Origin of the sequence: Roseburia sp. OM04-10BH (genome assembly GCF_003462605.1) — a bacterium.
Classification (GTDB): Bacteria; Bacillota; Clostridia; order Lachnospirales; family Lachnospiraceae; genus Roseburia_C; species Roseburia_C amylophila.
In genome coordinates, this window is record NZ_QTZI01000004.1 from 18,253 (window position 1) to 42,716 (window position 24,464).

The 24,464-nt window shown below is 41.3% G+C and carries 19 protein-coding genes; 17 read left to right on the forward strand and 2 right to left on the reverse strand.

Translation table 11 applies throughout. The annotated features are described in order from the left end of the window. The first annotated feature begins 43 nt into the window (after nt 1-43). The 10 genes from DXB43_RS05325 to ilvA all read left to right on the forward strand — a co-directional run bounded on the left by DXB43_RS05325 (nt 44) and on the right by ilvA (nt 10,836). Nucleotides 44-1,234 carry an acetate kinase gene (locus DXB43_RS05325; protein WP_022244081.1) on the forward strand — a complete coding sequence of 397 codons (1,191 nt, stop codon included), beginning with the start codon at nt 44-46 and terminating at the stop codon, nt 1,232-1,234. Nucleotides 1,235-1,305: 71 nt separating this feature from the next. After that, nucleotides 1,306-1,830, forward strand: coding sequence for a YceD family protein (locus tag DXB43_RS05330; protein ID WP_197420842.1), 525 nt, complete (start codon nt 1,306-1,308; stop codon nt 1,828-1,830). A gap of 4 nt (nt 1,831-1,834) precedes the next feature. Further along, entirely contained in the window at nt 1,835-2,014 is a 180-nt protein-coding gene (rpmF, locus tag DXB43_RS05335) for a 50S ribosomal protein L32 (RefSeq protein WP_022244083.1), read from the forward strand. A gap of 116 nt (nt 2,015-2,130) precedes the next feature. After that, nucleotides 2,131-2,784 (forward strand): YesL family protein, encoded by a 654-nt coding sequence (locus tag DXB43_RS05340; protein WP_022244084.1) that lies wholly within the window; start codon nt 2,131-2,133, stop codon nt 2,782-2,784. An 81-nt stretch (nt 2,785-2,865) separates the two neighbouring features. Next, the gene (gene plsX / locus DXB43_RS05345; RefSeq protein WP_117841212.1) at nt 2,866-3,885 is read left to right on the forward strand and encodes a phosphate acyltransferase PlsX; all 1,020 of its coding nucleotides are present in this window, start codon (nt 2,866-2,868) and stop codon (nt 3,883-3,885) included. A 13-nt stretch (nt 3,886-3,898) separates the two neighbouring features. Next, a complete protein-coding gene (gene acpP, locus DXB43_RS05350; RefSeq protein WP_022244086.1) occupies nt 3,899-4,129 on the forward strand; it encodes an acyl carrier protein in 231 nt (76 codons plus the stop codon). A 229-nt stretch (nt 4,130-4,358) separates the two neighbouring features. Next, the gene (gene rnc, locus DXB43_RS05355) at nt 4,359-5,057 is read left to right on the forward strand and encodes a ribonuclease III (protein WP_117947012.1); all 699 of its coding nucleotides are present in this window, start codon (nt 4,359-4,361) and stop codon (nt 5,055-5,057) included. 12 nt (nt 5,058-5,069) lie between these two features. After that, entirely contained in the window at nt 5,070-8,630 is a 3,561-nt protein-coding gene (gene smc, locus DXB43_RS05360) for a chromosome segregation protein SMC (RefSeq protein WP_117947013.1), read from the forward strand. A gap of 5 nt (nt 8,631-8,635) precedes the next feature. After that, nucleotides 8,636-9,631 (forward strand): signal recognition particle-docking protein FtsY, encoded by a 996-nt coding sequence (gene ftsY, locus DXB43_RS05365; protein WP_117841210.1) that lies wholly within the window; start codon nt 8,636-8,638, stop codon nt 9,629-9,631. After that, the gene (ilvA, locus tag DXB43_RS05370) at nt 9,625-10,836 is read left to right on the forward strand and encodes a threonine ammonia-lyase (protein ID WP_117947014.1); all 1,212 of its coding nucleotides are present in this window, start codon (nt 9,625-9,627) and stop codon (nt 10,834-10,836) included. Before ftsY ends, ilvA begins: the two co-directional genes overlap by 7 nt. Before the next feature lie 137 nt (nt 10,837-10,973). Here ilvA and DXB43_RS05375 read toward each other — a convergent pair whose 3' ends face one another. Beyond that, nucleotides 10,974-11,993 carry a DUF5050 domain-containing protein gene (locus DXB43_RS05375; RefSeq protein ID WP_117841209.1) on the reverse strand — a complete coding sequence of 340 codons (1,020 nt, stop codon included), beginning with the start codon at nt 11,991-11,993 and terminating at the stop codon, nt 10,974-10,976. Between the two features lie 191 nt (nt 11,994-12,184). On the opposite strand from DXB43_RS05375, the gene pheA reads away from it, so the two are divergent. The 4 genes from pheA to DXB43_RS05395 are packed head-to-tail and all read left to right on the forward strand — an operon-like array spanning nt 12,185 to nt 18,403. After that, nucleotides 12,185-13,315: a prephenate dehydratase gene (gene pheA / locus DXB43_RS05380; RefSeq protein WP_022244094.1), complete on the forward strand. Its 1,131-nt coding sequence runs from the start codon at nt 12,185-12,187 to the stop codon at nt 13,313-13,315. A gap of 21 nt (nt 13,316-13,336) precedes the next feature. Continuing rightward, nucleotides 13,337-14,632: an ATP-binding protein gene (locus tag DXB43_RS05385; protein ID WP_117698734.1), complete on the forward strand. Its 1,296-nt coding sequence runs from the start codon at nt 13,337-13,339 to the stop codon at nt 14,630-14,632. 30 nt (nt 14,633-14,662) lie between these two features. Further along, the gene (locus DXB43_RS05390; RefSeq protein ID WP_117947015.1) at nt 14,663-16,195 is read left to right on the forward strand and encodes a Ppx/GppA phosphatase family protein; all 1,533 of its coding nucleotides are present in this window, start codon (nt 14,663-14,665) and stop codon (nt 16,193-16,195) included. Between the two features lie 12 nt (nt 16,196-16,207). Beyond that, nucleotides 16,208-18,403, forward strand: coding sequence for an RNA degradosome polyphosphate kinase (locus tag DXB43_RS05395; RefSeq protein WP_117947016.1), 2,196 nt, complete (start codon nt 16,208-16,210; stop codon nt 18,401-18,403). Between the two features lie 318 nt (nt 18,404-18,721). Here DXB43_RS05395 and DXB43_RS05400 read toward each other — a convergent pair whose 3' ends face one another. Beyond that, nucleotides 18,722-19,594 carry a PHP domain-containing protein gene (locus tag DXB43_RS05400; protein ID WP_117947017.1) on the reverse strand — a complete coding sequence of 291 codons (873 nt, stop codon included), beginning with the start codon at nt 19,592-19,594 and terminating at the stop codon, nt 18,722-18,724. A gap of 177 nt (nt 19,595-19,771) precedes the next feature. Here DXB43_RS05400 and DXB43_RS05405 point away from each other — a divergent pair, with 177 nt between their 5' ends. From DXB43_RS05405 to DXB43_RS05415, 3 genes are all read left to right on the forward strand, one after another. Then, nucleotides 19,772-20,956 (forward strand): AfsR/SARP family transcriptional regulator, encoded by a 1,185-nt coding sequence (locus DXB43_RS05405; protein WP_117947018.1) that lies wholly within the window; start codon nt 19,772-19,774, stop codon nt 20,954-20,956. Nucleotides 20,957-21,122: 166 nt separating this feature from the next. Further along, nucleotides 21,123-24,092 (forward strand): hypothetical protein, encoded by a 2,970-nt coding sequence (locus DXB43_RS15415; protein ID WP_243006643.1) that lies wholly within the window; start codon nt 21,123-21,125, stop codon nt 24,090-24,092. A gap of 18 nt (nt 24,093-24,110) precedes the next feature. Beyond that, nucleotides 24,111-24,293 (forward strand): hypothetical protein, encoded by a 183-nt coding sequence (locus tag DXB43_RS05415; protein WP_117841205.1) that lies wholly within the window; start codon nt 24,111-24,113, stop codon nt 24,291-24,293. The last annotated feature ends 171 nt before the right edge of the window (nt 24,294-24,464 follow it).

Genomic DNA, 24,464 nt, shown 5'->3' on the forward strand with positions numbered 1-24,464 from the left:
TATAACAATGAACCGTAAAAAAATAGCAGTGAGGAGAAAACAGATGAACGTATTAGTTATTAACTGTGGAAGTTCTTCTTTGAAGTATCAGCTTATTAATTCAGATACAGAAGCTGTACTGGCTAAAGGACTTTGTGAAAGAATCGGAATTGATGGAAGATTAGTATACCAGCTTGCTGGCCATGATAAAGAGATAACAGAAGCACCAATGCCGACCCATAAGGAAGGTATCCAGATGGTACTGGATGCACTGGTAAATCCAAAGACAGGTGCGGTAAAGAGCCTTTCTGAGATTGATGCAGTAGGACATCGTGTTGTACATGGTGGTGAGAAATTCGCCCAGTCTGTTGTATTAAATGAAGAAGTATTAGCAAAAGTGGAAGAGTGTAATGAGCTTGCACCACTTCATAACCCTGCAAACTTAATTGGTATTCGTGTATGTCAGGAGCTTATGCCTGGTGTACCAATGGTAGGTGTGTTTGATACCGCTTTCCATCAGACCATGCCGCAGAAGGCTTATCTTTATGGTCTGCCATATGAATATTATGAGAAATACAAGGTAAGACGTTACGGTTTCCACGGAACAAGCCACAGCTTCGTATCCAAACGTCTGGCTGAGTTCTTAAATCTTGATTATAACAATTCCAGACTGATTGTTGCCCACCTTGGAAACGGAGCATCCATCAGTGCTGTATTAGATGGTAAATGTGTAGATACCTCTATGGGACTTACTCCATTAGAGGGACTTGTAATGGGAACACGTTCCGGTGACATTGACCCGGCAATCATGGAATTCATTGCAAAGAAAGAAAACCTTGACATCGACGGAATTATGGATGTATTAAATAAGAAATCCGGTGTAGAGGGACTTTCCGGTGTATCCAGTGATTTCCGTGACCTCGAGGCTGCTTATCATGAAGGAAATCCAAGAGCAATTGCAGCATGTGAAGTATTTGCTTACCGTGTAGCAAAATATATCGGTGCTTATGTGGCTGCAATGAACGGAGTAGATGCCATTGCATTTACCGCAGGAATTGGTGAGAATACATCTTTCATCCGTGAGAAGATTCTTGCATACTTCGGATATCTTGGAATTACCATGGATAAGGAAGCAAATATGGTTCGTGGAGAGGATAAGATTATTTCTACTCCGGATTCCAAAGTAACCGTATGCATTATCCCGACCAACGAGGAACTTGCAATCGCAAGAGAAACCGTAGCTTTGGTAGGCTAAAAAAGGAAAAATATTGTTGACAAAAGCTATAGTGCTATGTATAATTGTTTAGGTGTGAAAAGGAGACAAACGTGATATTAGATTTAACCGATGTATGTTCATGTGAAAATAAAGAGCTTACGAAAGAGGCTGTAATTGAATTGACATCCTTTGATTCAAAGTTAGGTGTGTTTCCGTTCATAGAGAAAAAGCCATTCGAGCTGCGTATCGTTAATGAAGAGAATAAGGATTTACTGATTCACGGAGAAACGGACGTAAGGATAGCAATACCATGTGACCGCTGCTTGGAAGAAGTTCCAACAGATTTCCACCTTGTATTCGATAAGAAGTTCCCATTGGAAGATGCGGATGCTTCGGAAGAAGAGATGGATGAGGCAGACTACATGAAAGGATTTCAGCTTGATATTGATAAAATGGTCTATGATGAAATCTTGGTGAACTGGCCAATGAAGGTTCTGTGCAGAGAGGATTGCAAGGGGATTTGTAAGAAATGCGGTACGAATCTGAATGTCAAGACTTGTGACTGCGAGAAATCTGAGCTGGACCCGAGAATGGCAGCAATTCAAGATATTTTCAATAAATTTAAGGAGGTGTAACCAGATGTCAATTTGTCCAAAGAACAAATCTTCCAAAGGAAGAAGAGATAAAAGAAGAGCAAACTGGAAAATGACTGCTCCAAGTTTAGTAAAATGCAGTAAGTGCGGCGCTTTGATGATGCCTCACAGAGTATGTAAGAACTGCGGTTCATACAACAAGAAAGAAATTATTCCTCAGGACTAATTAAGAAGTGACCGGGAGTGTTTGCAAAAACACTCCCTTTTTACTTTATGAAAAAGATAGGCATTTGCAGAACAATTCAGGTTTTGCGAATGCCTATTCATAGAAAAGGAGAAGGTATGAGCAATATTTTTAATTATAATAATAAGCTCTTTAGTGCATTTGATAAAGTGATTAACATATTCTGCCTGAGTTTAATCTGGTTCATGGCATGTATTCCGGTTTTTACCATTGGAGCATCCTGCACTGCACTTTATTATGCAGTGAATAAAGTAATCCGCCATGGCAGAGGATATATCTGGAAAGAGTTCTGGTCATCCTTCCGTTCTAATTTCAAACAGGCAACCGTAATCTGGCTGATTTTCTTACTGATTGGTCTTGTTATGGGAGCAGACTGGTTTATCATGTTCCAGTTTATGAAAGCCGGAGCAGCGTGGGGCAAGGCTTTTGTGATTTTCGTTGTTATGCTGGTATTTGAGATTGCAATCTGGTTATATGTATATCCGAACATTGCCCGTTTTGAAAATACCAATAAAGCAATTGTAAAGAATGCGGCACTGATGTCATTTGCACATCTGCCAAAGACCATTCTTATGCTGGTGATTTTGCTGGTAATTGCATTTTTAGTATATCTGATTCCATTTTTATTAATTTTTGCACCGGCGGCATTTATTGCAATTCAGAATGGAATTATGGAGAAGATTTTCCTGCGTTATATGTCAGAGGAGGACATTGCCAAAGAAGAGGAACGGAACCGGGAATATTTCAATTAGTTTTCTGTTGATTTCTATGGAAAGTTATAGTATATTTCAATATAGGCTTAATGTGATGGCAGATTTACAGGAGGAATGTATATGCAGGAAGTCATTAGAGTGGCAGTTGATGCAATGGGAGGCGACAACGCGCCGGGCGAAATTGTAAAAGGTGCCATCGAGGCAGTAAATACACGCAGAGATATACAGGTTGTACTGGTTGGACAGCAGGAAGTTATTGCTGAAGAATTGAAAAAGTATACCTATGAGAAAGACCAGATTGAAATTAAGAATGCAACAGAAGTAATTGAGACTGCGGAACATCCGGTAAATGCAATTCGTAAGAAAAAGGATTCATCAATTGTTGTGGGAATGAATATGGTAAAACAGAAGGAAGCAGATGCATTTGTATCGGCAGGAAGTTCCGGAGCCGTATTAGTTGGTGGACAGGTGATTGTAGGAAGAATCCGTGGTATCGAGCGTCCGCCTTTGGCACCGCTGATTCCGACCGAGACAGGAGTATCCCTGCTCATTGATTGTGGAGCAAATGTAGATGCCCGTTCTTCACATCTGGTACAGTTTGCCAGGATGGGTTCCATTTATATGGAAAATGTTGTGGGAATCAAGAACCCGAGAGTTGCAATCGTAAATATCGGAGCAGAAGAAGAAAAAGGAAATGCACTGGTAAAGGAAACATATCCTTTATTAAAAGAATGCAAGGATATCAATTTTGTGGGAAGTATTGAAGCAAGAGAGATACCACATGGCGGAGCAGATGTCATTGTCTGTGAAGCGTTTGTAGGAAATGTAATCCTTAAACTTTATGAAGGACTTTCCAGTACGCTGATTGGTGTAGTAAAGCAGGGAATGCTCAGCAGCCTAAAGAGTAAGATTGGTGCAGCATTGGCATTGCCGGCACTGAAGAGGACATTAAAATCTTTCGATGCATCCCAGTATGGCGGGGCACCATTGCTTGGACTGAATGGACTGGTGGTTAAAACACATGGAAGCTCCAAGGCGAAGGAAGTAAAGAATTCCATCATTCAGTGTGTTACATTTAAAGAACAGGATATCAATAATAAAATCAAAAAAAATATAGTAATTTCTGAAACAGAAGAATAGAAAGGAAAAGATTATGGAATTTGAAAAACTGAAAAAAATTATTGCAGAAGTCCTGAATGTGGACGAAGAAGAGATTAGTATGGAAACTACTTTTGTAGATGACCTTGGCGCAGATTCATTGGATGTTTTCCAGATTATCATGGGTCTGGAGGAAGAATTTGATATTGAGATTCCAAATGAAGAAGCAGAGAAAATTGTTACTGTAGGCGATGCGGTAGAGCAGATAAAGAGTGCGCTGAACTAAAAGCAGAATAGATAGTATTCTTCAAAGGAAGCATATTGTGCGAAAGAGTCCGGCATGCCGGATTCTTTTTTGCTTTACAGGAAATTTCTTTCCTGTAAAGTAAAAAACGCTCCGCGAGGATGCACACTGCGGCGTATAAGGTAGATGTCGCAAGCGACCGCCGCAGGCGGCTTGCAAAGCGTGTTTCCCGTAGTTTGCGGGCAGCAACGACAGTTAGAAGGAGAAAACAGTGAGCAGATTACATGAATTTGAAGAAGTGATAGGATATCATTTCAACAATCAGGGATTATTAAGACAGGCATTAACCCATAGTTCCTATGCCAATGAAAGACATATGAAGAAGCACTCAGATAATGAGCGGCTGGAATTCTTAGGCGATGCAGTGCTTGAGGTTACATCCAGTGAATTCTTATACCAGAAGTATCCGGATTATTCGGAAGGTGAACTGACCAAGCTCCGGGCAAGCCTTGTGTGTGAGCCGACACTGGCATTTTGTACCAGAGCAATTGATTTGGGAAAATATCTGTATCTGGGAAAAGGAGAGGATTTAACAGGAGGAAGAAATCGGAAATCCATTCTTTCGGATGCATTGGAAGCAGTAATAGGAGCAATTTTTCTGGATGGTGGTTTTGCTAATGCAAAAGAGTTTGTGTTAAAATACATTCTGACAGACATTGAGCACAAACAGCTCTTTTATGATAGCAAGACTATCCTGCAGGAGATAGTACAGGCAGGATATAATGAAGAACTGAATTATCAGTTGATCCGGGAAGAAGGACCGGATCATGATAAGCGGTTTGTGGTAGAAGCCAGAATCGGAGTAAAGTCCATTGGAGAGGGAATGGGACATACAAAGAAAGCAGCAGAACAGGAAGCTGCATATCAGGCGCTGCTTAAGCTGAAACAGCAGGAGAATAAGCGCTCTTAAACGGAGGAAGTTATGTATCTCAAAAGTATTGAAATTCACGGTTTTAAATCATTTGCAAATAAAATTGTATTTGATTTTCACAACGGAATCACAGGCATTGTGGGGCCAAACGGTAGTGGAAAAAGTAATGTTGCGGACGCAGTGCGCTGGGTATTGGGAGAACAGAGTGCCAAGCAGCTACGTGGTGCAAGCATGCAGGATGTTATTTTTGCGGGAACAGAGAATCGTAAGCCATTAAGTTATGCATATGTTGCGATTACATTAGACAATGCAGACCATCAGCTTGCGGTAGATTATTCAGAAGTAACGGTAGCCCGAAGAGTATACCGTTCCGGAGAAAGTGAATATCTTATCAATGGCAATCCATGCCGTCTGAAGGATGTAAGCGAGCTTTTTTATGATACCGGTATCGGTAAAGAAGGTTATTCTATTATCGGACAGGGTCAGATTGAGCGAATCTTAAGCGGTAAGCCGGAGGAAAGAAGAGAACTTTTCGATGAAGCGGCAGGAATTGTAAAATATAAGAGAAGAAAAGTAACCGCCCAGAAGAAATTAGAAAGTGAGCGGGAGAACCTGGTACGTGTCAATGACATTTTGACAGAGTTGGAGCGTCAGGTAGGACCGTTGGAGAAACAGTCAGAGACCGCAAGAATCTATCTTAAGAAAAAGGAAGAGTTAAAGACCTTGGATGTTAACATGTTCCTTTTAGAGATGGAGCGGATTGAGACCCAGACCAAAGAAGTAGAAGAAAAGTTTAAAATTGCAGATACCCAGTTAAAAGAAGACAACGAGGCATACGAGAATATCAAAGCGGAGTATGAGAAAAAAGAGCAGGACATGGAAGAAATGGATGCGAAAATCACAGAAATCCGCGAAGAACTCAGCAATACCAATGTCATGAAGGGAAAACTGGAAGGTCAGATTAATGTATTAAATGAGCAGATTAAGGCTGCACAGATGACAGATGACAGCTTAAAAGCACGTTTGGAACAGTTAGAAAGTGACCGGAAAGAAAGAAAAGAACAGCAGGAGCATTATCTTGCACAGAAGCAGGAAATTGACAGCCAGGTAGCAGAGATTGAAGCACGCAAGCAGGCAGCTTCTGATGAGTTAGAAAAGATTCAGAAGGAAATTGCCCGCTGTACACAGGGCATCGAAGAAGGCAAGAATGAGATTATCGAGATTCTGAATAATAAAGCTTCCACAAAAGCAAAATTACAGAAATTCGATACCATGGCAGAGCAGGTAAATATCCGCAAAGCCCAGTTGAATCAGCGGCTTTTAAAGCGTAAAAGCGAAGAAGCAGATTTGCAGAGTGTATTGTCAGAATATCAGGACAAATTAGCAGAAGTAAGTCGTGAGATTGAAGCATTAAAGGCAAAAGAAAAAGAGACCGCAGACTTAATTCAAAGCTGGCGTAAGAAAACAGCAGAGAACCGGAGTGCCTTAGAAAAAGCAACTATTGATTATAATAAGGGAGAATCCCGTCTTGAGACCTTAAAAAATATTGCAGAGCGTTATGAAGGCTATGGAAACAGTATCCGTAAGGTAATGGAGCAGAAGGATAGGGAAGGCGGAATCCTCGGCGTTGTGGCAGACCTTATTCAGGTGGACAAGAAGTATGAGACAGCCATTGAAGTTGCACTCAGTGGAAACATCCAGAACATTGTTACGAAAGACGAGCAGACAGCAAAGAAAATGATTGCTTATCTGAAACAGAATCGTCTGGGACGTGCCACATTCCTGCCGCTGACCAGTGTTACCGGTAAGGATAACAGCAAGCAGGATGTATTCTTAAAAGAAGAAGGCGTAATCGGAAAGGCAGATACGCTGGTAAAACATGATGCAAAATTTGACGGTGTAATGTCCTATCTTCTTGGAAGAGTCTTTGTTATGGACTCCATTGACCATGCGTTGGCACTGGCGAAGAAGAGCCATTATTCTTTACATATGGTAACCTTGGAGGGTGAGTATTTAAGCCCGGGTGGTTCCATTGCCGGTGGTGCCTTTAAGAATACCGGTAATCTTCTGGGAAGAAAACGCGAAATTGACGATTTGACGAAGAGACTGGAAGAACTGAAGAAAACCATTGCATCCTGCAAGGAGCGGAGCGAAGAAATCCGCACTGCACAGGAACTTGCCATGCAGGATATGGAAAAGGTACGGACTGATTTACAGGAACAGTATTTACAGCAGAATACAGCCAGGATGAATGTAGACCGTACCTTGCAGCAGAAGAATGAAAGCGAGAGCGTATTTGAAGGCTTAAAGAATGAGAGCCAGGATATTGAAGAACAGTTGACGGATATTAAGAAGGGCAAGGAACGTACGGAAGAGGAAATCAAAGAAGCAGAAGTACGGGAAGAAGAAATCAAAGCCCAGGCAGAGCAGTTCCAGGTAATTTTAGAAGAACAGATGAAACTGGAAGAGGCTGCAACTGAAGCTGTTTCCAAGGTGCAGTTAGAGGAAGCCGGATTCACACAGAAACAGGAATTCATACAGGAAAACTTAGAACGTGTGGAAGAAGAATTAGAGCGTGTATACAAGAATCAGGAGTCTTTGAAGAATCAGTCAGCAGAATCCAAAGAAGATGCAAAACGTCATGAGGCAGACATTGAAGTCATCCGAAAGACCATTCTTGCATCCGATGAGAATTATGCGGCATTGAATCAGAAGCTTTCTGAGAGCATTGCTGCAAAAGAACAGATGTCAGCAGAGTATAAGGGATTCTTTGAACGAAGAGAAGAGATTTCCAAGCGGATTGCAAATCTTGACAAAGAGATTTTCCGACTGAACAGCCAGAGAGAGAAGTTAGAAGAGGCAGGTGAATACCAGACCAATTATATGTGGGAGGAATATGAGCTGACTCCGCATAACGCATTGCTGCTTCGCAATGAAGAATATCAGGATTTGCCGGAACTTAAGAAACAGATTTACGGTATCAAGGATGATATCCGAAAATTGGGTGATGTCAATGTCAATGCCATTGAAGAATATAAAGAAATCAGTGAACGTTATACGTTTTTAAAGACGCAGCATGATGATTTAGTAGAAGCAGAGCAGACGCTGGTGGGTATCATTGAAGATCTGGATACCGGAATGCGCAAGCAGTTTACCGAGAAGTTTGCGGAAATCCAGCATGAATTTGATAAGGCATTTAAGGACCTCTTTGGTGGTGGTAAAGGAACCTTAGAGTTAGTCGAGGATGAGGACATCTTAGAGTGCGGCATCCGTATTATTGCGCAGCCACCTGGAAAGAAGCTGCAGAACATGATGCAGTTGTCCGGTGGAGAGAAATCGTTGACAGCCATTGCACTGTTATTTGCAATTCAGAACTTAAAGCCATCCCCATTCTGTCTTTTAGACGAGATTGAGGCAGCGTTAGATGATTCTAACGTAGGACGTTTTGCAAAATATCTGCATAAATTAACGAAGAATACGCAGTTTATTATCATTACGCACCGAAGAGGAACCATGGCAGCAGCCGACCGCCTATACGGAATTACCATGCAGGAGAAGGGTGTATCCACACTGGTAAGTGTAAATCTGATTGAAGAAGATTTAGATAAATAAGAGAAATGAACAGAGAAAGAAGTGACAAGATGGAAGAAGAAAAGAAAGAGAAAAAAGGCTTTTTTGCCCGCCTTGTATCAGGATTAACCAAGACAAGAGATAACATTGTATCCGGTATTGATTCTGTATTTCATGGATTTTCACATATTGATGATGATTTCTATGAAGAAATCGAAGAGATTCTGATTATGGGAGACCTTGGTGTACATGCCACAGAGGCAATTTTGGACAAGTTGAAGGAACGTGTCAAAGAAGAAAAAATCAAAGAGCCGGCAGACTGTAAAGAGCTTCTGATTCAGAGTATCAAAGAGCAGATGGATGTAGGCGAGACTGCATACCGCTTCGAGGAAGAAAAATCTGTCGTTTTAGTCATTGGTGTAAACGGAGTCGGAAAGACAACCTCTGTTGGCAAGCTGGCAGGTAAATTAAAGAGTCAGGGTAAACGCGTGGTTTTAGCTGCGGCAGATACCTTCCGTGCAGCGGCAGGAGACCAGTTAAAGGAATGGGCGAACCGTGCCGGAGTAGACATGATTGGCGGCCAGGAGGGTGCTGACCCGGGCTCTGTGGTATACGATGCAGTAGCAGCTGCGAAAGCAAGAAAGGCAGATGTCCTTTTGTGCGATACTGCCGGACGGCTTCATAACAAGAAAAACCTGATGGAAGAGCTTCGCAAAATCAACCGTATTCTGGAAAAAGAGTATTCCGATGCATACCGCGAGACCTTGGTAGTATTGGATGCTACAACCGGACAGAATGCACTGGCACAGGCAAGACAGTTTGCAGAGGTGGCAGACATTACCGGAATTATTTTAACGAAAATGGACGGAACCGCAAAAGGTGGTATCGCAGTTGCCATTCAGTCAGAGCTTGGCATCCCTGTAAAATATATCGGTGTCGGTGAAACCATAGATGATTTACAGAAATTTGATTCCGGGCAGTTTGTAAATGCATTGTTTGATGTAAAGGAAGATTCGGGAGAAGAAGGAGAGACAGAATGTTAACATTAGATAAATTTGAAGAAGCAAGTGAAAAAGTAAAAGAAGTAACTTTGGAGACCAAATTAATTTACAGCAATTATTTGAGTGAGCAGACCGGTAACAAAGTATATCTGAAACCAGAAAATATGCAGTTTACCGGAGCATATAAGGTACGTGGAGCCTATTATAAAATCAGCACTTTATCCGAAGAAGAAAGAGAGAGGGGACTGATTACAGCTTCCGCAGGAAACCATGCCCAGGGTGTTGCCTATGCAGCAAAATGCTATGGTTGTAAAGCAACCATCGTTATGCCAACCACAACACCACTGATTAAAGTAAACCGTACCAAGAGCTATGGTGCTGATGTAGTACTTTATGGAGATGTTTATGATGAAGCATGTGCACATGCTTATGAACTGGCTGAGAAGCATGGATATACCTTTATCCATCCTTTTGATGATTTGACGGTTGCAACCGGTCAGGGAACCATTGCCATGGAAATCTTTAAAGAACTTCCGCTGGTTGAGTATATTTTAGTTCCAATCGGAGGAGGCGGACTGGCAACCGGTGTTTCCACTCTTGCCAAATTACTGAATCCAAAGATTAAAGTGATTGGTGTAGAACCGGCTGGAGCAAATTGTATGCAGGCTTCCTTTAAGGCGGGTAAGGTTACAACACTTCCGGCAGTAAATACCATTGCAGATGGTACCGCAGTAAAGACTCCGGGAGAAAAAATCTTCCCATATATTCAGAAGAACTTAGACGATATCATCACCGTAAGTGATGATGAGCTGGTCGTATCTTTCCTTGATATGGTAGAAAACCATAAGATGGTGGTAGAGAACTCCGGTTTACTTACCGTTGCCGCATTAAAGCATCTGAATGTGAAAGACAAACGGGTCGTATCCATCCTGAGCGGTGGCAACATGGATGTCATTACCATGTCTTCCGTTGTTCAGCAGGGACTTATTTTCCGTGACAGAATCTTTACTGTATCTGTACTGCTTCCGGATAAGCCGGGTGAGCTTTGTAAAGTGTCCGGAATCATCGCAAGAGAGCAGGGAAATGTTATCAAGCTGGAGCATAACCAGTTTGTAACAACCAACCGTACCGCAGCAGTTGAACTTCGCATTACATTAGAGTGCTTTGGACCGGAGCATAAACAGCAGATTATCAATGCTTTGGAAAAAGAAGGCTATAAACCAAAACAGGTTCGTACCAGCCTGTAAGGGACGTTTATTGGAAAAGGATATTTTTCAATTTCTTTGCAGACAGAAGAAAAAAGTATAGTTTGTAATAAAATAGAAAAAGCCGCATTGGAGAGGAAGAAAAACTTCAGCTCTGATGCGGCTTTTGGAATGGTAGATTATAATTTCTCCGGCGTAAATACACCGATATCATTTCCGGTTCCGCTAAGTGGCATCTGATAACAGACAGAGTCATTGCCGTATTCATAGAAGTAAAGGTACTGTGAGGTGGTATGTAATGCGGTATAATTACCGGATATCAGTAATTCCTCATTGCTTCCGTCGGTGAGACAGCGGTAGATACCGGCACCCTCGCCATTTTTCTGATAATAGATATAATCCCCGGTGACGTTGTAGCAGTCAATTCTGGATGGGATGATAAGGTTGGCAGTACCGCTGCTTAAGGAATAAGTGCTTAGTCCATAATCGTTGTCTCCATCCATGTAATAAGCCGTGTCATTGATTACAGTCGGTTCATAACAGGTGCAGCTATAGAGTGTAGCAACAGAGTTGTCAGCAGTATCAAGCTGCAGGAGAGAGTGGGAATCGTTTTCGCCATTAAAGTACATATACTGTCCATTAGAGGAGCAGGTCTTATAAGGAAACTTAGAAACCTGTTCTTTTTTTGTTCCGTCGATTTTTATCCGATACAGGGTAGAAGCCGTTTCTTTGTCATAGTGGATATAGTAAATATAATTTCCGTACAGTCCGGCATAAAGACTTGGGTCGTCATCTAAAATGGTAACCCTGCCTCCATCACGGTTGATACGGCATAAGCTGTTAGTTCCAAAATTCAGAAAAGAGAAATTAGTATCCTCACTCTTGTTGTTTCGGACATAGTAAACATAGTGATCATCTGCATTGATATAAGAGACGGTATCATCGGAAAGCTTCTTCATATCAGAACCATCAGGATTCATGGAATAGAGTCGGTGGTTGTCGGAAGGATTACTGAAGAAAACAGTGCCGTTGCTTTCACAGAAAAGTCCACCGTTATAAAGATTACCGGCAGAATTTCCATTGACATAACCGGAATTCATTTTTGTGCGGTTGAGAAAATGAATCAGACAAAACACTGTAATCAGAATAAGAATAATTGCAATCGTGATAAAGAGCTGTTTTTTTCGTTTGTTTTTCATAAGAATCCTCCTTTGATGTTATATGTAATCAGACGATTGTGAAATTTGGAAATACGACAGGAAAGAACTTTCCTATAACATTTCCAAATTCCACAATTCTTACGATAAAAATTATAACTTTCTTTCGGGAAACTTGCAACCGAAATGGGAATGGTATATGATAGAAAAAAATAATAAGGTGAAAGATAACAATGAAAGATTTAAAAGAGATAAGAGCAGAAATTGACAGCGTGGACAAAGAGCTGGTGTCACTGTATGAAAAACGTATGGCACTGACTGAACAGGTGGCAGATTATAAGCTTTCTACCGGGAAAAAAGTCTTTGATAAGGCAAGGGAAGAAGAGAAGTTAGAAAAGGTAACTTCCATGGTAGATGACCCGTTTTTAAAGCGTGGAACAAGAGAACTTTTTGAACATCTGATGAGCATGAGCAGAAAACGGCAGTATCAGAAGCTGGCAGAAAAAGGCATTATGGAGCCGATACCATTTGAAGAGGTAGCGGCACTTCCGGATAAAAATATAAGAATCGTATATCAGGGAGAAGAGGGCGCATACAGCCAGATGGCAATGCAGCAGTTTTTCCATGATACCACAAACAGTTATCATGTGCAGACCTGGCGGGATGCCATGGAAGCAATCGCAAAAGGAGAAGCAGATTATGCAGTGCTTCCGATTGAGAATTCTTCTGCCGGAATTGTGTCAGAAAATTATGATTTGCTGGTAGAATATGATAATTGTATCGTGGGAGAACAGATTATTCCAATAGACCACTGCCTGCTCGGAACGAAAGGCTCAAAGCTATCTGATATTGAACAGGTATATTCCCATCCGCAGGCACTGATGCAGTGTGGCAGATATTTGGACGAGCATCGGAACTGGGAAAAACACAGCTTTAAGAATACTGCCATGGCAGCAAAAAAAGTAAAAGAAGATGGTCTCCTAAGACAGGCAGCCATTGCCAGCCGTCTTACTGCCGATATTTACAGGCTTGATATATTGGACGAGCATATCCAGGATAACAGCAATAACTGTACAAAGTTTGTCATTGTAACCGGCCGTAAGATATTCTTAAAGAATGCCGGAAAAATCAGTATCTGCTTTGAAATTCCGCATGAAAGTGGATCTCTTTATCATATGTTATCCCATTTTATTTTTAATGATTTGAACATGAATAAGATAGAATCAAGACCATTAGGAGAGCGGAACTGGGAATATCGTTTCTTTATTGACTTTGAAGGAAATTTAAATGAGAGTGCAGTAAAGAATGCATTGCATGGAATCAAAGAAGAAGCTGAAAACTTTAAAATTCTTGGAAATTATTAGAAAGACAGGTAAGACATTAAGATGAAACATTCAGGAGAATTAATTTTATATAAGAACTTTGAAAATGGAGAATTATTTTATAATTTTACATGGATTTTGGAAAACTATGATAGTGAATTTTACAATCGGTCTGATATAGTAGAATTGTATTATAGATGTTTGAACCAACTGATTGAACTGGCAGTGAGCCACGGTTTTGAAGGAAATCTGTGGCACTGTTTTCTTGCGTTTATTATGGTAAATAATGAAAATGCCTACAGTACCGCCTGCGAAATGAAAGGAGCAGTAAACGGAAGTATCAATGCGATTGCAGCCCATGATTTTGCTATTTTAAAAGAAATGTTTGATTATAACTTAAATGAAGTGGCAAAGACTCTGGAAATTGATGATATGGATGTGCTTCAGAATTTCAAGGGACCGGATGATAATGGAAGCGTATTTAACAAACGTATCCGTGACTGCATCTGTGAACTGGCTGTAGAACTGGCAGGAGCAAAGGATACCAATGCATTTCAGGACAGCGTAACCGGATTCTATGCAAGATTTGGTGTGGGAAATCTAGGCTTACATAAGGCATTCCGTATCCAGAATACCAATGGTGTTGTAGAACTGGCACCGATTACCAGAATCGCTCATGTGAAACTCGATGACCTGGTAGGCTATGAAATTGCCAAGAAGAAGCTGGTGGATAATACAGAAGCTTTTGTAAAGGGAAAGAGTGCCAATAACTGTCTGTTGTTTGGTGATGCAGGTACCGGTAAATCAACCAGCATAAAGGCAATTGCCAATCAGTATTATGAGCAGGGACTTCGCCTGATTGAAGTTTATAAGCATCAGTTTAAAGATTTGAACACGGTTATTTCCATGATAAAGAACCGTAATTATAAATTTATTATATATATGGATGATTTATCTTTTGAGGAATTTGAAATTGAATACAAATATTTGAAAGCTGTAATTGAAGGTGGGCTGGAGAAGAAACCGGACAATGTGCTGATTTATGCAACCTCAAACCGCAGACATCTGATTCGTGAGAACTTTTCAGATAAAGAGGAAGTGCGTGAGGATATGCATACTTCTGATACCGTACAGGAAAAACTTTCGCTGGTATATCGTTTTGGTGTATCTATTTACTTTGGAGCACCGACCAAGAAAGAATTCCAGCAGATTGTAGTAGAACTGGCAGAAAAGCAGGGAGTACATCTTCCGGCAGAAGAGCTTTTAGCAGAAGCCAACAAATGGGAGTTAAGTCATGGTGGACTTTCCGGAAGAACCGCACAGCAGTTTATCAATTATATGTTAGGACAGGAAGTGTAACAGAAGATTTACACAGGAGGAGGAGCACGGATGAAGACTTTTGCAGCAATTTATATCGGGTCTTATGAAATCAGCATGAAAGTGTTTGAGCTTTCCATTAAGAGAGGAATCCGGGAAATTGACCATGTCCGCCATAGAATAGAATTGGGAAGGGATGTTTATTCCCAGGGATATGTTGGATATGAAACAGCGGATGAATTGTGTCAGGTGCTGAAAGAATTCGTGGGGATTATGGAGATGTACCGGACGGATGAGTATGAAGCATATTCAGGTCTTGTCATCCGGGATGCACAGAACGAAGCATTTATTTTAGACCAGATACGGATTCGGACCGGACTTAATGTGAAAGTGCTGAGCAATTCGGAACATCGTTTTATCAGTTATAAGACGGTGGCATCCCAGAAGAATTTTGAGGATATGACCAGTCAGAATGCAGCAGTAGTTGATGTAGGTGGTGGCAGTATGCAGATAACACTTTTTGTAAAAGGAAAGGTAGTTACCACGCAGCATCTTCTGATTGGAATTATGCGTGTGCAGGAGAAACTCTTTGACCTTGGCATGCAAAGCAGCGGTAATTATGAGCAGCAGATACAGGAAGTCGTAGATAAGGAATTAGAGGTCTTTAAAGCTCTTTATCTGCCAAAGGATGGCATCCGTTATGTTATTTTTATGGGAGATTATATCTCTGCATTTATGCCGAAAATCAGTAAAGAAAATGGCAAATGTATGGTAGATGCGGACAAGTTCTATCGTTATACGGAGAAGCTGAGAGCAAAGAATACAGGACAGATTGCAAGAGAATTAGGAATCACCAACGAGAGTGATACATTGCTGATTCCGGCACTGGTTATCTACCGTCAGTTAGTTACCACATTAAATGCCCAGAATGTAGTAGTTCCGGGTGTGAATGTAAATGATGGTATAGCATATGATTATGCACAGCGGCATAATATGGTGAAAGCAACACATGATTTCGAAGAAGATGTAATATCTGCGGCGGAATGTATGTCCAAAAGATATTTCGGCTATCAGCCACATCTTGAAGCATTAGAGCAGATGGCAGTCCGGATATTTGATGCCATGAAGAAGATTCATGGATTGGGAAACAGAGAGCGGCTGATGCTAAGGACAGCAGCCATTCTCCATGACTGTGGTAAATTTGTCAGTCTGGTTAATGGACCGCAGTGCTCCTATGACATTATTATTTCTTCGGAAATTATTGGATTGACTCATCTGGAGCGTGAAATTGTGGCGTCTACGGTACTTTATAATACACTACCGATAGACAGCTATGACAGACTGGCAGATAAGATGGATCATGACAGTTATCTTACTGTAGCCAAGCTTGCAGCTATCCTTAAGGTGGCAAATGCCATGGATAGAAGCCACAAACAGAAATTTAAGAATGTAAAGACATCTGTTTCCGGAAGAAATCTGATTATTACCATAGAGACGGAAGATGATGTGACTTTGGAAAAGGGACTGTTTGAGTCCAAGGCGTCCTTCTTTGAAGAAGTATTCAGTATGAAACCGGTGATTAAAGTGAAAAAGGTCTATAGTTAGGAGAGTATGCGAATGGAAAAATTAAAAGAATATACGAATCCGGAATATTATGAAAACCGTGAGTTGAGCTGGATTAAATTTAATGGCAGAGTATTGAATGAAGCAAGAGACAAATCCATTCCGCTGCTGGAGCGGTTAAAATTTGTCAGCATTACTTCTTCAAATCTGGACGAATTTTTCATGGTACGTGTGGCTTCTTTAAAGGATATGGTACATGCGGGCTATAAGAAAACAGATATTGCCGGTATGACAGCGTCTGAACAGTTAGCAGCCATTAATCATGATACCAGGGAATTGGTAGAACTGCAGTATTCTACTTATAACCGTTCCCTGATTCCGCTATTGAATGCAAGAGGAATCTATATTGTAGATGCCTATGAAGATTTGGAAAATTTTCAGGCAGAATATGTAGACCGTTATTTTGAAGAAAATATATATCCGGTACTGACACCGATGGCAGTGGATGCATCCAGACCATTTCCGTTGATTCGCAATAAGACATTAAACATTGTAGCTTTACTGGAAGAAAATCCGAAGAAGGATGACCTCCTTGGCAAAGCAGAAGAGAAGAAGCTTAAGGCAGAGGGGAAGAAGGGCGGATCCATTTATGAATATGCAACCGTTCAGGTGCCATCTGTATTACCAAGGCTGATTCCGATTCCATCCGTAAAGGAAGGCGAGAAATCCTTTATCCTGTTGGAGCAGATTATTGAGAAGAATATTTCCAAATTGTTCTTAGGCCATAAAGTGGTCTGTGCTTATCCGTATCGTATTATGCGTAATGCGGACCTTTCCTTTGATGAGGACGAAGCAGAGGATTTACTGAAAGAAATTGAAAAATCCTTAAAGAAACGGCAGTGGGGCGAAGTTATCCGGCTGGAAGTGGAATATGGCATTGATAAGCGTCTGCTGGCATTTTTAAAGGATGAACTTCGGGTAGAGTCAGAGGATGATATCTTTAAAATCAATGGACCGATTGATTTGACTTACCTGATGAAGATGTATGGACTGGAAGGCTGTGATGATTTACGTTACAAACCATATACGCCACAGCCGGTGCCACAGATCCAGCAGGGAGAGAGTATCTTTGATGCAATTAAAAAAGGTGATATTTTACTGCATCATCCATACCAGACCTTTGATCCGGTAGTCGAATTTATCCGTCAGGCAGCCAAAGATCCGGATGTACTGGCAATCAAACAGACACTTTACCGTGTCAGTGGCAATTCGCCGATTATTGCATCACTGGCACAGGCAGCAGAAAATGGCAAACAGGTATCTGTTCTGGTAGAATTAAAAGCCCGTTTCGATGAGGAAAATAACATTGTCTGGGCAAAAAAATTAGAGAAAGCAGGCTGCCATGTCATCTATGGTCTGGTGGGCTTAAAGACCCACAGCAAGATTGCACTGGTCGTAAGAAGAGAAGAAGAAGGCATCTGCCGTTATGTACATCTTGGAACCGGAAACTATAACGATTCCACTGCAAAGCTGTACACAGACTGTGGTATCTTTACCTGTTCGGAAGCAATCGGTGAAGATGCAACAGCAGTATTTAATATGTTATCTGGTTATTCTGAACCGCTGTCCTGGAACCGGCTGGTGGTAGCACCAATCTGGCTGCGGAAGCGTTTCTTGAAATTAATTGAGCGTGAAACAAAATACGCCAGGGCGGGAAAGACAGCCAAAATTGTTGCCAAGATGAATTCTCTTTGTGACCGTGATATTATTGCAGCTTTGTATGAAGCATCAGCAGCGGGAGTGCAGATTGATCTGGTGGTACGTGGAATCTGCTGCCTGAAGGTAGGTATTCCAAAGATCAGTGAAAATATCAGAGTGCGTTCCATTGTAGGAAATTTCTTGGAGCACAGCAGAATTTTCTATTTCTATAATGATGGACAGGATGAAATTTACATGGGAAGTGCTGACTGGATGCCGCGTAACTTAGACCGCCGTGTAGAGATTATTTTCCCTGTAGAAAATGAAGAGTTAAAGCATAAAGTAATGCATATTCTGGATGTGGAACTGGCAGATAATACGAAAGCACATCTCCTTCAGAAGGATGGCACCTATGAAAAGGTTGACAAACGTGGAAAGGTGCTGGTGAATTCACAGCTGCAGTTCTGCAGGGAAGCAGAAGAAGCAGCACCAAAGCCTGCGGATGTGGTAAAAGACCGTATTTTTATTCCGGCAGAACCGGTAGAGGACTAAAGAAATCAGACACTTTTGCCGATATATAATATGAAACCATTGAAATAAAGCTCCAGGGAGGGGATTGTCGCATACGGATATGACGGTTATTTTAAGGTTCCGGTTGTTTTGCTCGTTCACGAGCAGGCAAGACAGCAGAATAGAGGGTATTCGGATGAATCCAGCCGGAAAAAATGTTCCGAAAATGAATTTGAACGAATCTTTCGAAATGCATTAGACGAGGTGAAAGACAAAAAATAGAAAGTATCTATAAAGAGGGACTGTTGTTTTACAGAAATTGTAAAATGACAGTCCCTCTTGGTGTACATGAGTAGTAAGCTATCTGCAATGCAGCGCATTTTTAATATCTGATAAAATATAATAAGGAATCGGCATATGTCTCGTTCCGTTTCCCATGGAAATATAAGGTTTGTTACTTCCGTGGAAGTCAGAGCCACCGGAAATAAGCAGATGATATTTTTGCGCAAGCTTCTTGATGTTCTGTTCGTCACCAAGCTGGTAGCTGGAATAGACGGCTTCAATACCATCTAAATGGCTTTCTTCTACCAGTGTCTGAACCAGAGTGTCCAATCGGTCTGCATTCATGCGATAGAGTACCGGATGGGCTAAAATGGCAAGACCACCGGCATGATGAATCAGGGAAATACCTTCCTGCGGAGTGATTTTATGACGGTCTACATAATAAGGACAGTCATCCCCGATATATTTACTGAATACTGCATTCATATCTTTGGCAAGACCATGATTTACAAGGTATCTTGCAATATGTGCCCTTGTAATGACTGCATCCGGAAATTCTCTGATAAGACTGTCATAATCAATGGCAAAGTGTGCCTCCTGCTGCAGTTTATCAACCATCAGGCGGTTGCGGTCTGTGCGGGAAGAACGGAATGCATTTAATTTATCATTAAATACTTTATCGTCCGGGTTAATATATAGCCCGACCATATGGATTTCACGGTCATCCAGTTCACAGGAGAGTTCAACACCGGCAATGACTTCCGGTGCATCCGGGGAGTTAAGCCGCAAGGTTTCTTCCTGCGCTTCTCTAATACCATCGATACAGTCGTGGTCAGTAAGGGCAAAGGCATATATCGAATGACGTCTGGCTTCATGAACCAGCTCAGATGGAGTAAAAGTTCCGTCAGAGCAGGTTGAATGTACATGTAAATCAATAAATCCTGTTTCCATGGTATAATCCTTTCTAACAGCTCGAAACAATTATTTTTTAGAATTATTTATGAATATGATTATAAGAGTAATCTTTCGTTTTGACAATCCGGAAGAAATGAGAAAAATCTTTTGCGTATAAAAACAAAGTCCTTTATACTGCAATTAGGAAAAATAATCTGCAGGGGGGCAGGAAGCATGAAAAAAATTTTAGAAGTAAGTATGCTTGGAACATTTCGAATGCAATATGGAAATCATTCCTTTATCATAGACCGGAAATCAACGACAAAGACGAACCGGCTGCTTCAGATTATTCTGCATGCGGGTACAGAAGGGGTAACAAGGGAAGAACTGGTGGGAAGACTATGGGAAAATGAGGAGGTCGCAAACCCATCCAACAGTTTCCGGGCAATTCTTTTCCGGGTGCGGAAACTGCTTAAGGAGCAGGGACTGCCGGAGAGCGATTATATTATAAGCCGAAAGGGAGTTTATTACTGGACACCGGAAATTCCGTATCATTGTGATTGCATTTCTTTTGAAGAGAAGGCAGAGCATGCATTGAAACAGGCGGAAGATTTTGGAAAAACAGAATTAGAGGAAGCAGTCAGGCTGTACCGTGGAGAATTTTTGCCGGCACTGGGAGCATCGGAATGGGTAATTTTCTGGGCAACGAAATACCGGAAATTATATATGTCCTGTGTAAAGAGACTGTGCGGAATTTACCGGGATGAGCAGGAGTATCAGAAATTATATGAGATAGCAGAAAAAGCAGCGGTTCTTTATCCACTGGATGACTGGCAGGTATACCAGATGGAGGCATTGATTGCCATGAAGCGTTCCAAAGAGGCGGTGGCATTATATCATAAGACAGAAGAAATGCTGCTGGCAGAGCTTGGCAGTGAGCCTTCAAAGTCTATGCTGGAACAATTAAAACGAATTAGCAGCTGTGTTACGGAGGATGATGCCACTCATATTCAGGCAATACAGGAGAAGCTGGAAGAAGAGAGAGAGGAAGGAGCATTTTACTGTTCGTATCCTGTTTTCATTGAAAATTACCGCTTTGCAAAACGGGTTTTGCAGCGTACGGGAAAGAGCGCGTGGCTTCTTATGAGCACCATTACCGATGGGAAGGGGTATGCTTCAGAAGGCGGTGTTCATTTCGAATACATCCGGGCAGAACTGGAGCAGGCATTGAAAAACTCCCTGCGCAGCGGTGACCTGTATACCAGATACAGCACAAACCAGTATCTGATACTTTTAATAGGTATTGAAGAAGAAAATTGCGGACTTGTGATAGAAAGAATCAATGACAACATGGAACGGACGGCTGGAAAGAAATATGTGAAATATCATAAAGTATTGGTGAATGGAACAGACGAGTAGATACGAGGAGAAATACAATACAAACAGGAAGATTTAAGTACAATTCGGAAGAATAAAGAAAAAATAGAAAAATGTAACGCTTTTTATAACATGGAGTAGGCTATGATTAGTTATACAATTCATAAATCAACAGGAAATGGATAAAATGAATAAAAGGAGAAAAAACATGAGAGTAGCCAAAATGTTGGGAAAAAGAATTACAGCTTTTGTAATGGCAGCATTGATGGTATTGTCCTTATCCGGAATAACCGGGATGACAGTAAAAGCTGCCGAAAAGGATAATACAATTACGATGCAGCTGCAGGATACGAAGAAAATCGAGTGTTCTGCATGGATTGCTTACGAAACCAAATGGAGTGTTACCAGTGGAAAAGATAAGGTAACATTAAAAAATACAAATAAGAAAGAGGTATCTGTAACTGCGGATAAGACAGGAACAGTTACCTTGAAGTGCAAGTATAAGAATTATCTCTTTCAATGGAAAACAGAAAAATATACTATTAAAATCAGTAAGAGAACTCCGGTATTTGAAGAGAGCATTTCAAATCTGACTTATAACGGAAAAGTCCAGACACTGAATGCAAAGAACTTTGTAAAGGATGGTCCAAAGAGTGGTATTGTTGGAACCTGTGACAAAGAGATTTTAAATGCAGGAACTTATACTTATACGATTACAACACCGGCAACAGATGTATATGAGGCAGGAAGCAGGACTTATACGGTAACTGTAAATAAGGCAGAGGCAGTAATTAAGGAAAAACCATCTGCAACAATCAATCATATGTCCGGAAAACTGAGAGAGTCCCATCTGAATGGCGGAATGGCAGTAGCGGTCAATGATGAGAACCAGGAACTGGAAGGCCATTTTGAGTGGCAGAGCCCGGATGAGACACTGTGGTTTAATACTACTGGAACTGCAATCTTTGAAGATGTAGACCATCATGTAGTATTTGTGCCGGAAGGAAATGCAGCAGAGAACTATAAAGAGACTGTATTTATTGTACCGGTAAGAACCTATTTAAAAGCATTGTATGCAAATCTTACAGCCAGTGATTTTGAATATAATGGCAGTAATGATGAGAAAAACTTAAGCTGTGATGCGAATGCATACAGCTGGGGAATTGAGAAGAATCCAAGCATTTCCATCACGTATACTTATTTTGATGAGGCAGGAAATAAATTAAGCAAAGCACCGGTGGATGCAGGAACTTATACGGTAATTGCAACAGCCAGTGCAAAGAAATTTGAATCCGCAGACAGTAATGAAGCAACCTTTACTATCCGGCAGAAAACGTTGACGAATGAAATGGTAACTGCAAAGGATACTGAGTATACTGGAAACACAGTTGCAGTTGTGGTAAAGGATGGAGACAAAACATTAGTAGAAGGAAAAGATTATACTGTAATATACAGTGGAAGTAATCCAAATGCAGGAGAGGCATCAGCAGCAATTACCGGAATCGGTAACTATAAAGGAACGGTAAATACAACCTATACCATTCTTCCGAAAGAAGTGGAAAATGACAGCGTGATTGCAGCTGCAAAGGAAAAATATTATACCGGAAAAGCAGTAACACTCAGTGAAGAAGATGTGACCGTAACTTATAATGGAAAAGTATTAACAGCAGGAACTGATTATATTGTTGGTAATTACAAAGATAATGTAGAAGAGGGAACTGCTCTGGCAACCGTAACCTTTACCGGTAACTATAGTGGAACTGTAAATGTAAGCTTTGGAATCAGTAAGATTCGTGCAAAAGTATATGCCAAATATGGAAATGGAAAACTGCTGCTGTTAAGTGGAAACTGTATTTTAGACCCGGCTGTATTAGAAGAAGCAGCAGATTATGCAATCACAGAGGAAAGCGTAATCCAAGGATTCATCTTAGAGGATGAAAATGCAGGTGTAGTGACAACATATACAAAACTTTTCCGCAATACAGAGGGTTATAACGTATATGTAAAAGTAGCAGATACATTTACACAGAAGGCAGAGTTCTACATCCGGAAAGCAGGAACTGTCCGTCCGGAAGGAACAGTTGGTGATGCAACAGCAAATTATGACTATATAGGAAGAGCAGCAGTTTCTTTAAATCAGCTGAAAGTGACAACGGATATGTCTGGTTTTACTGCACCAGCCTCTTTTGATGCAGAAAAGAATTATGATGGAAAGATGCCGGTAACACTTGCATCTGTTTTAGATGCATATGCAGCGAACAGCGGCATTGCAGGGGATGATGCAAGATTCTACCGCATCGAATGGTACCGGATGATTAATCCGAATTCCTGGCATATTGATGGAGAAATTGTTGATAACAGTTATACCGTTACTTTTATGGTAGACGGAAATGTATATCAGGAAGTACGTGAAGTAAAGGGAACGGAAGTTTCTGTAACAGATCCTGTAAAGGCAGAGACAGAGACAACAACCTATGAATTTACCGGCTGGACTTTAGAAGATGGCAGTAAAGTAAATGTTGCAGATTTAAATGATAGTACCGTAGTGTATGCTTCTTTTGATGAAAAGGAGAAAGAAACTGAGCCGACCGAGCCAGTTGGACCGACTGGACCGACTGGACCAACCGAACCAACCCAGCCGACTGAGCCGACTGAGCCGACTGAGCCAACCGAACCGACTGAGCCAACCGAACCGACTGAGCCGACCGAGCCAACTGAGCCGACCGAGCCAACCGAACCAACCCAGCCGGCAGAATCAACGGAACCGGCACAGCCGGCAAATCCAGCCCAGCCAGCATCATCAGAAACAGCGGTAACTCCGGCAGATAACAATACACAGCCGGAGACAGCCGTACAGACACCGGTAATCCAGGCACAGACTCCGGTTACACAGACCCAGGTGGCACAGACACCAGTCAGACAGCAGCAGGCAGCACAGCAGCCACAGGATGCAGAAGAACCGGTGGTATTAGAAGATGAAGAGGTTCCGCTGGCGAATGTAACGGACGATAATGCAAAACAGGAAGTAACTGCATTAGAAGATGAAGCAGTTCCTCTGGCAGCAAATCCGGCGGGAGAAGATAACTGTATCATCCATTGGATTATGATGATTCTTACGATTGTATTTGCAGGATATAATGTAGTAAGGGCAGTACTTCGTCAGAAGAGAAATGCATAAAGGCAGGAGGCAGAAAGTATGAAAATAGTAGATGGAATCATTGCTGTTATATATGTAATTGCTATGGCAGTGCTGTTTTTCTTGAGAGACTGTGAGAAAGATCTTCCAATGGGAATTCTGGCACTGGCTGTTACCGCAGCTGCAGTAGCATGTATGGTTATCCAGAATAAAAAGCGTGATAGCAAAGCAGCAAGAGCTTAAAAAAATAATATAAATAAGTATTGCAGGCAGGACGATAGAAAATGAAAATACATTTTGTCGTCCTGCTGTTTTTAGTTGCCAGCCATTTGAAGAAAGCTTTCACTTGACATTATTTTGAAATTGAGTTATTGTATTAATTAAATAATACAATAATAATTGCAAAGAAGAAAA

What these genes read in the sequence shown, in the direction of transcription:
- DXB43_RS05325 (WP_022244081.1), top strand. Translation starts at nt 44, where the DNA reads ATGAACGTATTAGTTATTAACTGTGGAAGTTCTTCTTTGAAGTATCAG.
- rpmF (WP_022244083.1), top strand. Translation starts at nt 1,835, where the DNA reads ATGTCAATTTGTCCAAAGAACAAATCTTCCAAAGGAAGAAGAGATAAA.
- DXB43_RS05340 (WP_022244084.1), top strand. Translation starts at nt 2,131, where the DNA reads ATGAGCAATATTTTTAATTATAATAATAAGCTCTTTAGTGCATTTGAT.
- plsX (WP_117841212.1), top strand. Translation starts at nt 2,866, where the DNA reads ATGCAGGAAGTCATTAGAGTGGCAGTTGATGCAATGGGAGGCGACAAC.
- acpP (WP_022244086.1), top strand. Translation starts at nt 3,899, where the DNA reads ATGGAATTTGAAAAACTGAAAAAAATTATTGCAGAAGTCCTGAATGTG.
- smc (WP_117947013.1), top strand. Translation starts at nt 5,070, where the DNA reads ATGTATCTCAAAAGTATTGAAATTCACGGTTTTAAATCATTTGCAAAT.
- ftsY (WP_117841210.1), top strand. Translation starts at nt 8,636, where the DNA reads ATGAACAGAGAAAGAAGTGACAAGATGGAAGAAGAAAAGAAAGAGAAA.
- ilvA (WP_117947014.1), top strand. Translation starts at nt 9,625, where the DNA reads ATGTTAACATTAGATAAATTTGAAGAAGCAAGTGAAAAAGTAAAAGAA.
- DXB43_RS05375 (WP_117841209.1), bottom strand. Translation starts at nt 11,993, where the DNA reads ATGAAAAACAAACGAAAAAAACAGCTCTTTATCACGATTGCAATTATT.
- pheA (WP_022244094.1), top strand. Translation starts at nt 12,185, where the DNA reads ATGAAAGATTTAAAAGAGATAAGAGCAGAAATTGACAGCGTGGACAAA.
- DXB43_RS05385 (WP_117698734.1), top strand. Translation starts at nt 13,337, where the DNA reads ATGAAACATTCAGGAGAATTAATTTTATATAAGAACTTTGAAAATGGA.
- DXB43_RS05390 (WP_117947015.1), top strand. Translation starts at nt 14,663, where the DNA reads ATGAAGACTTTTGCAGCAATTTATATCGGGTCTTATGAAATCAGCATG.
- DXB43_RS05395 (WP_117947016.1), top strand. Translation starts at nt 16,208, where the DNA reads ATGGAAAAATTAAAAGAATATACGAATCCGGAATATTATGAAAACCGT.
- DXB43_RS05400 (WP_117947017.1), bottom strand. Translation starts at nt 19,594, where the DNA reads ATGGAAACAGGATTTATTGATTTACATGTACATTCAACCTGCTCTGAC.
- DXB43_RS05405 (WP_117947018.1), top strand. Translation starts at nt 19,772, where the DNA reads ATGAAAAAAATTTTAGAAGTAAGTATGCTTGGAACATTTCGAATGCAA.
- DXB43_RS15415 (WP_243006643.1), top strand. Translation starts at nt 21,123, where the DNA reads ATGAGAGTAGCCAAAATGTTGGGAAAAAGAATTACAGCTTTTGTAATG.
- DXB43_RS05415 (WP_117841205.1), top strand. Translation starts at nt 24,111, where the DNA reads ATGAAAATAGTAGATGGAATCATTGCTGTTATATATGTAATTGCTATG.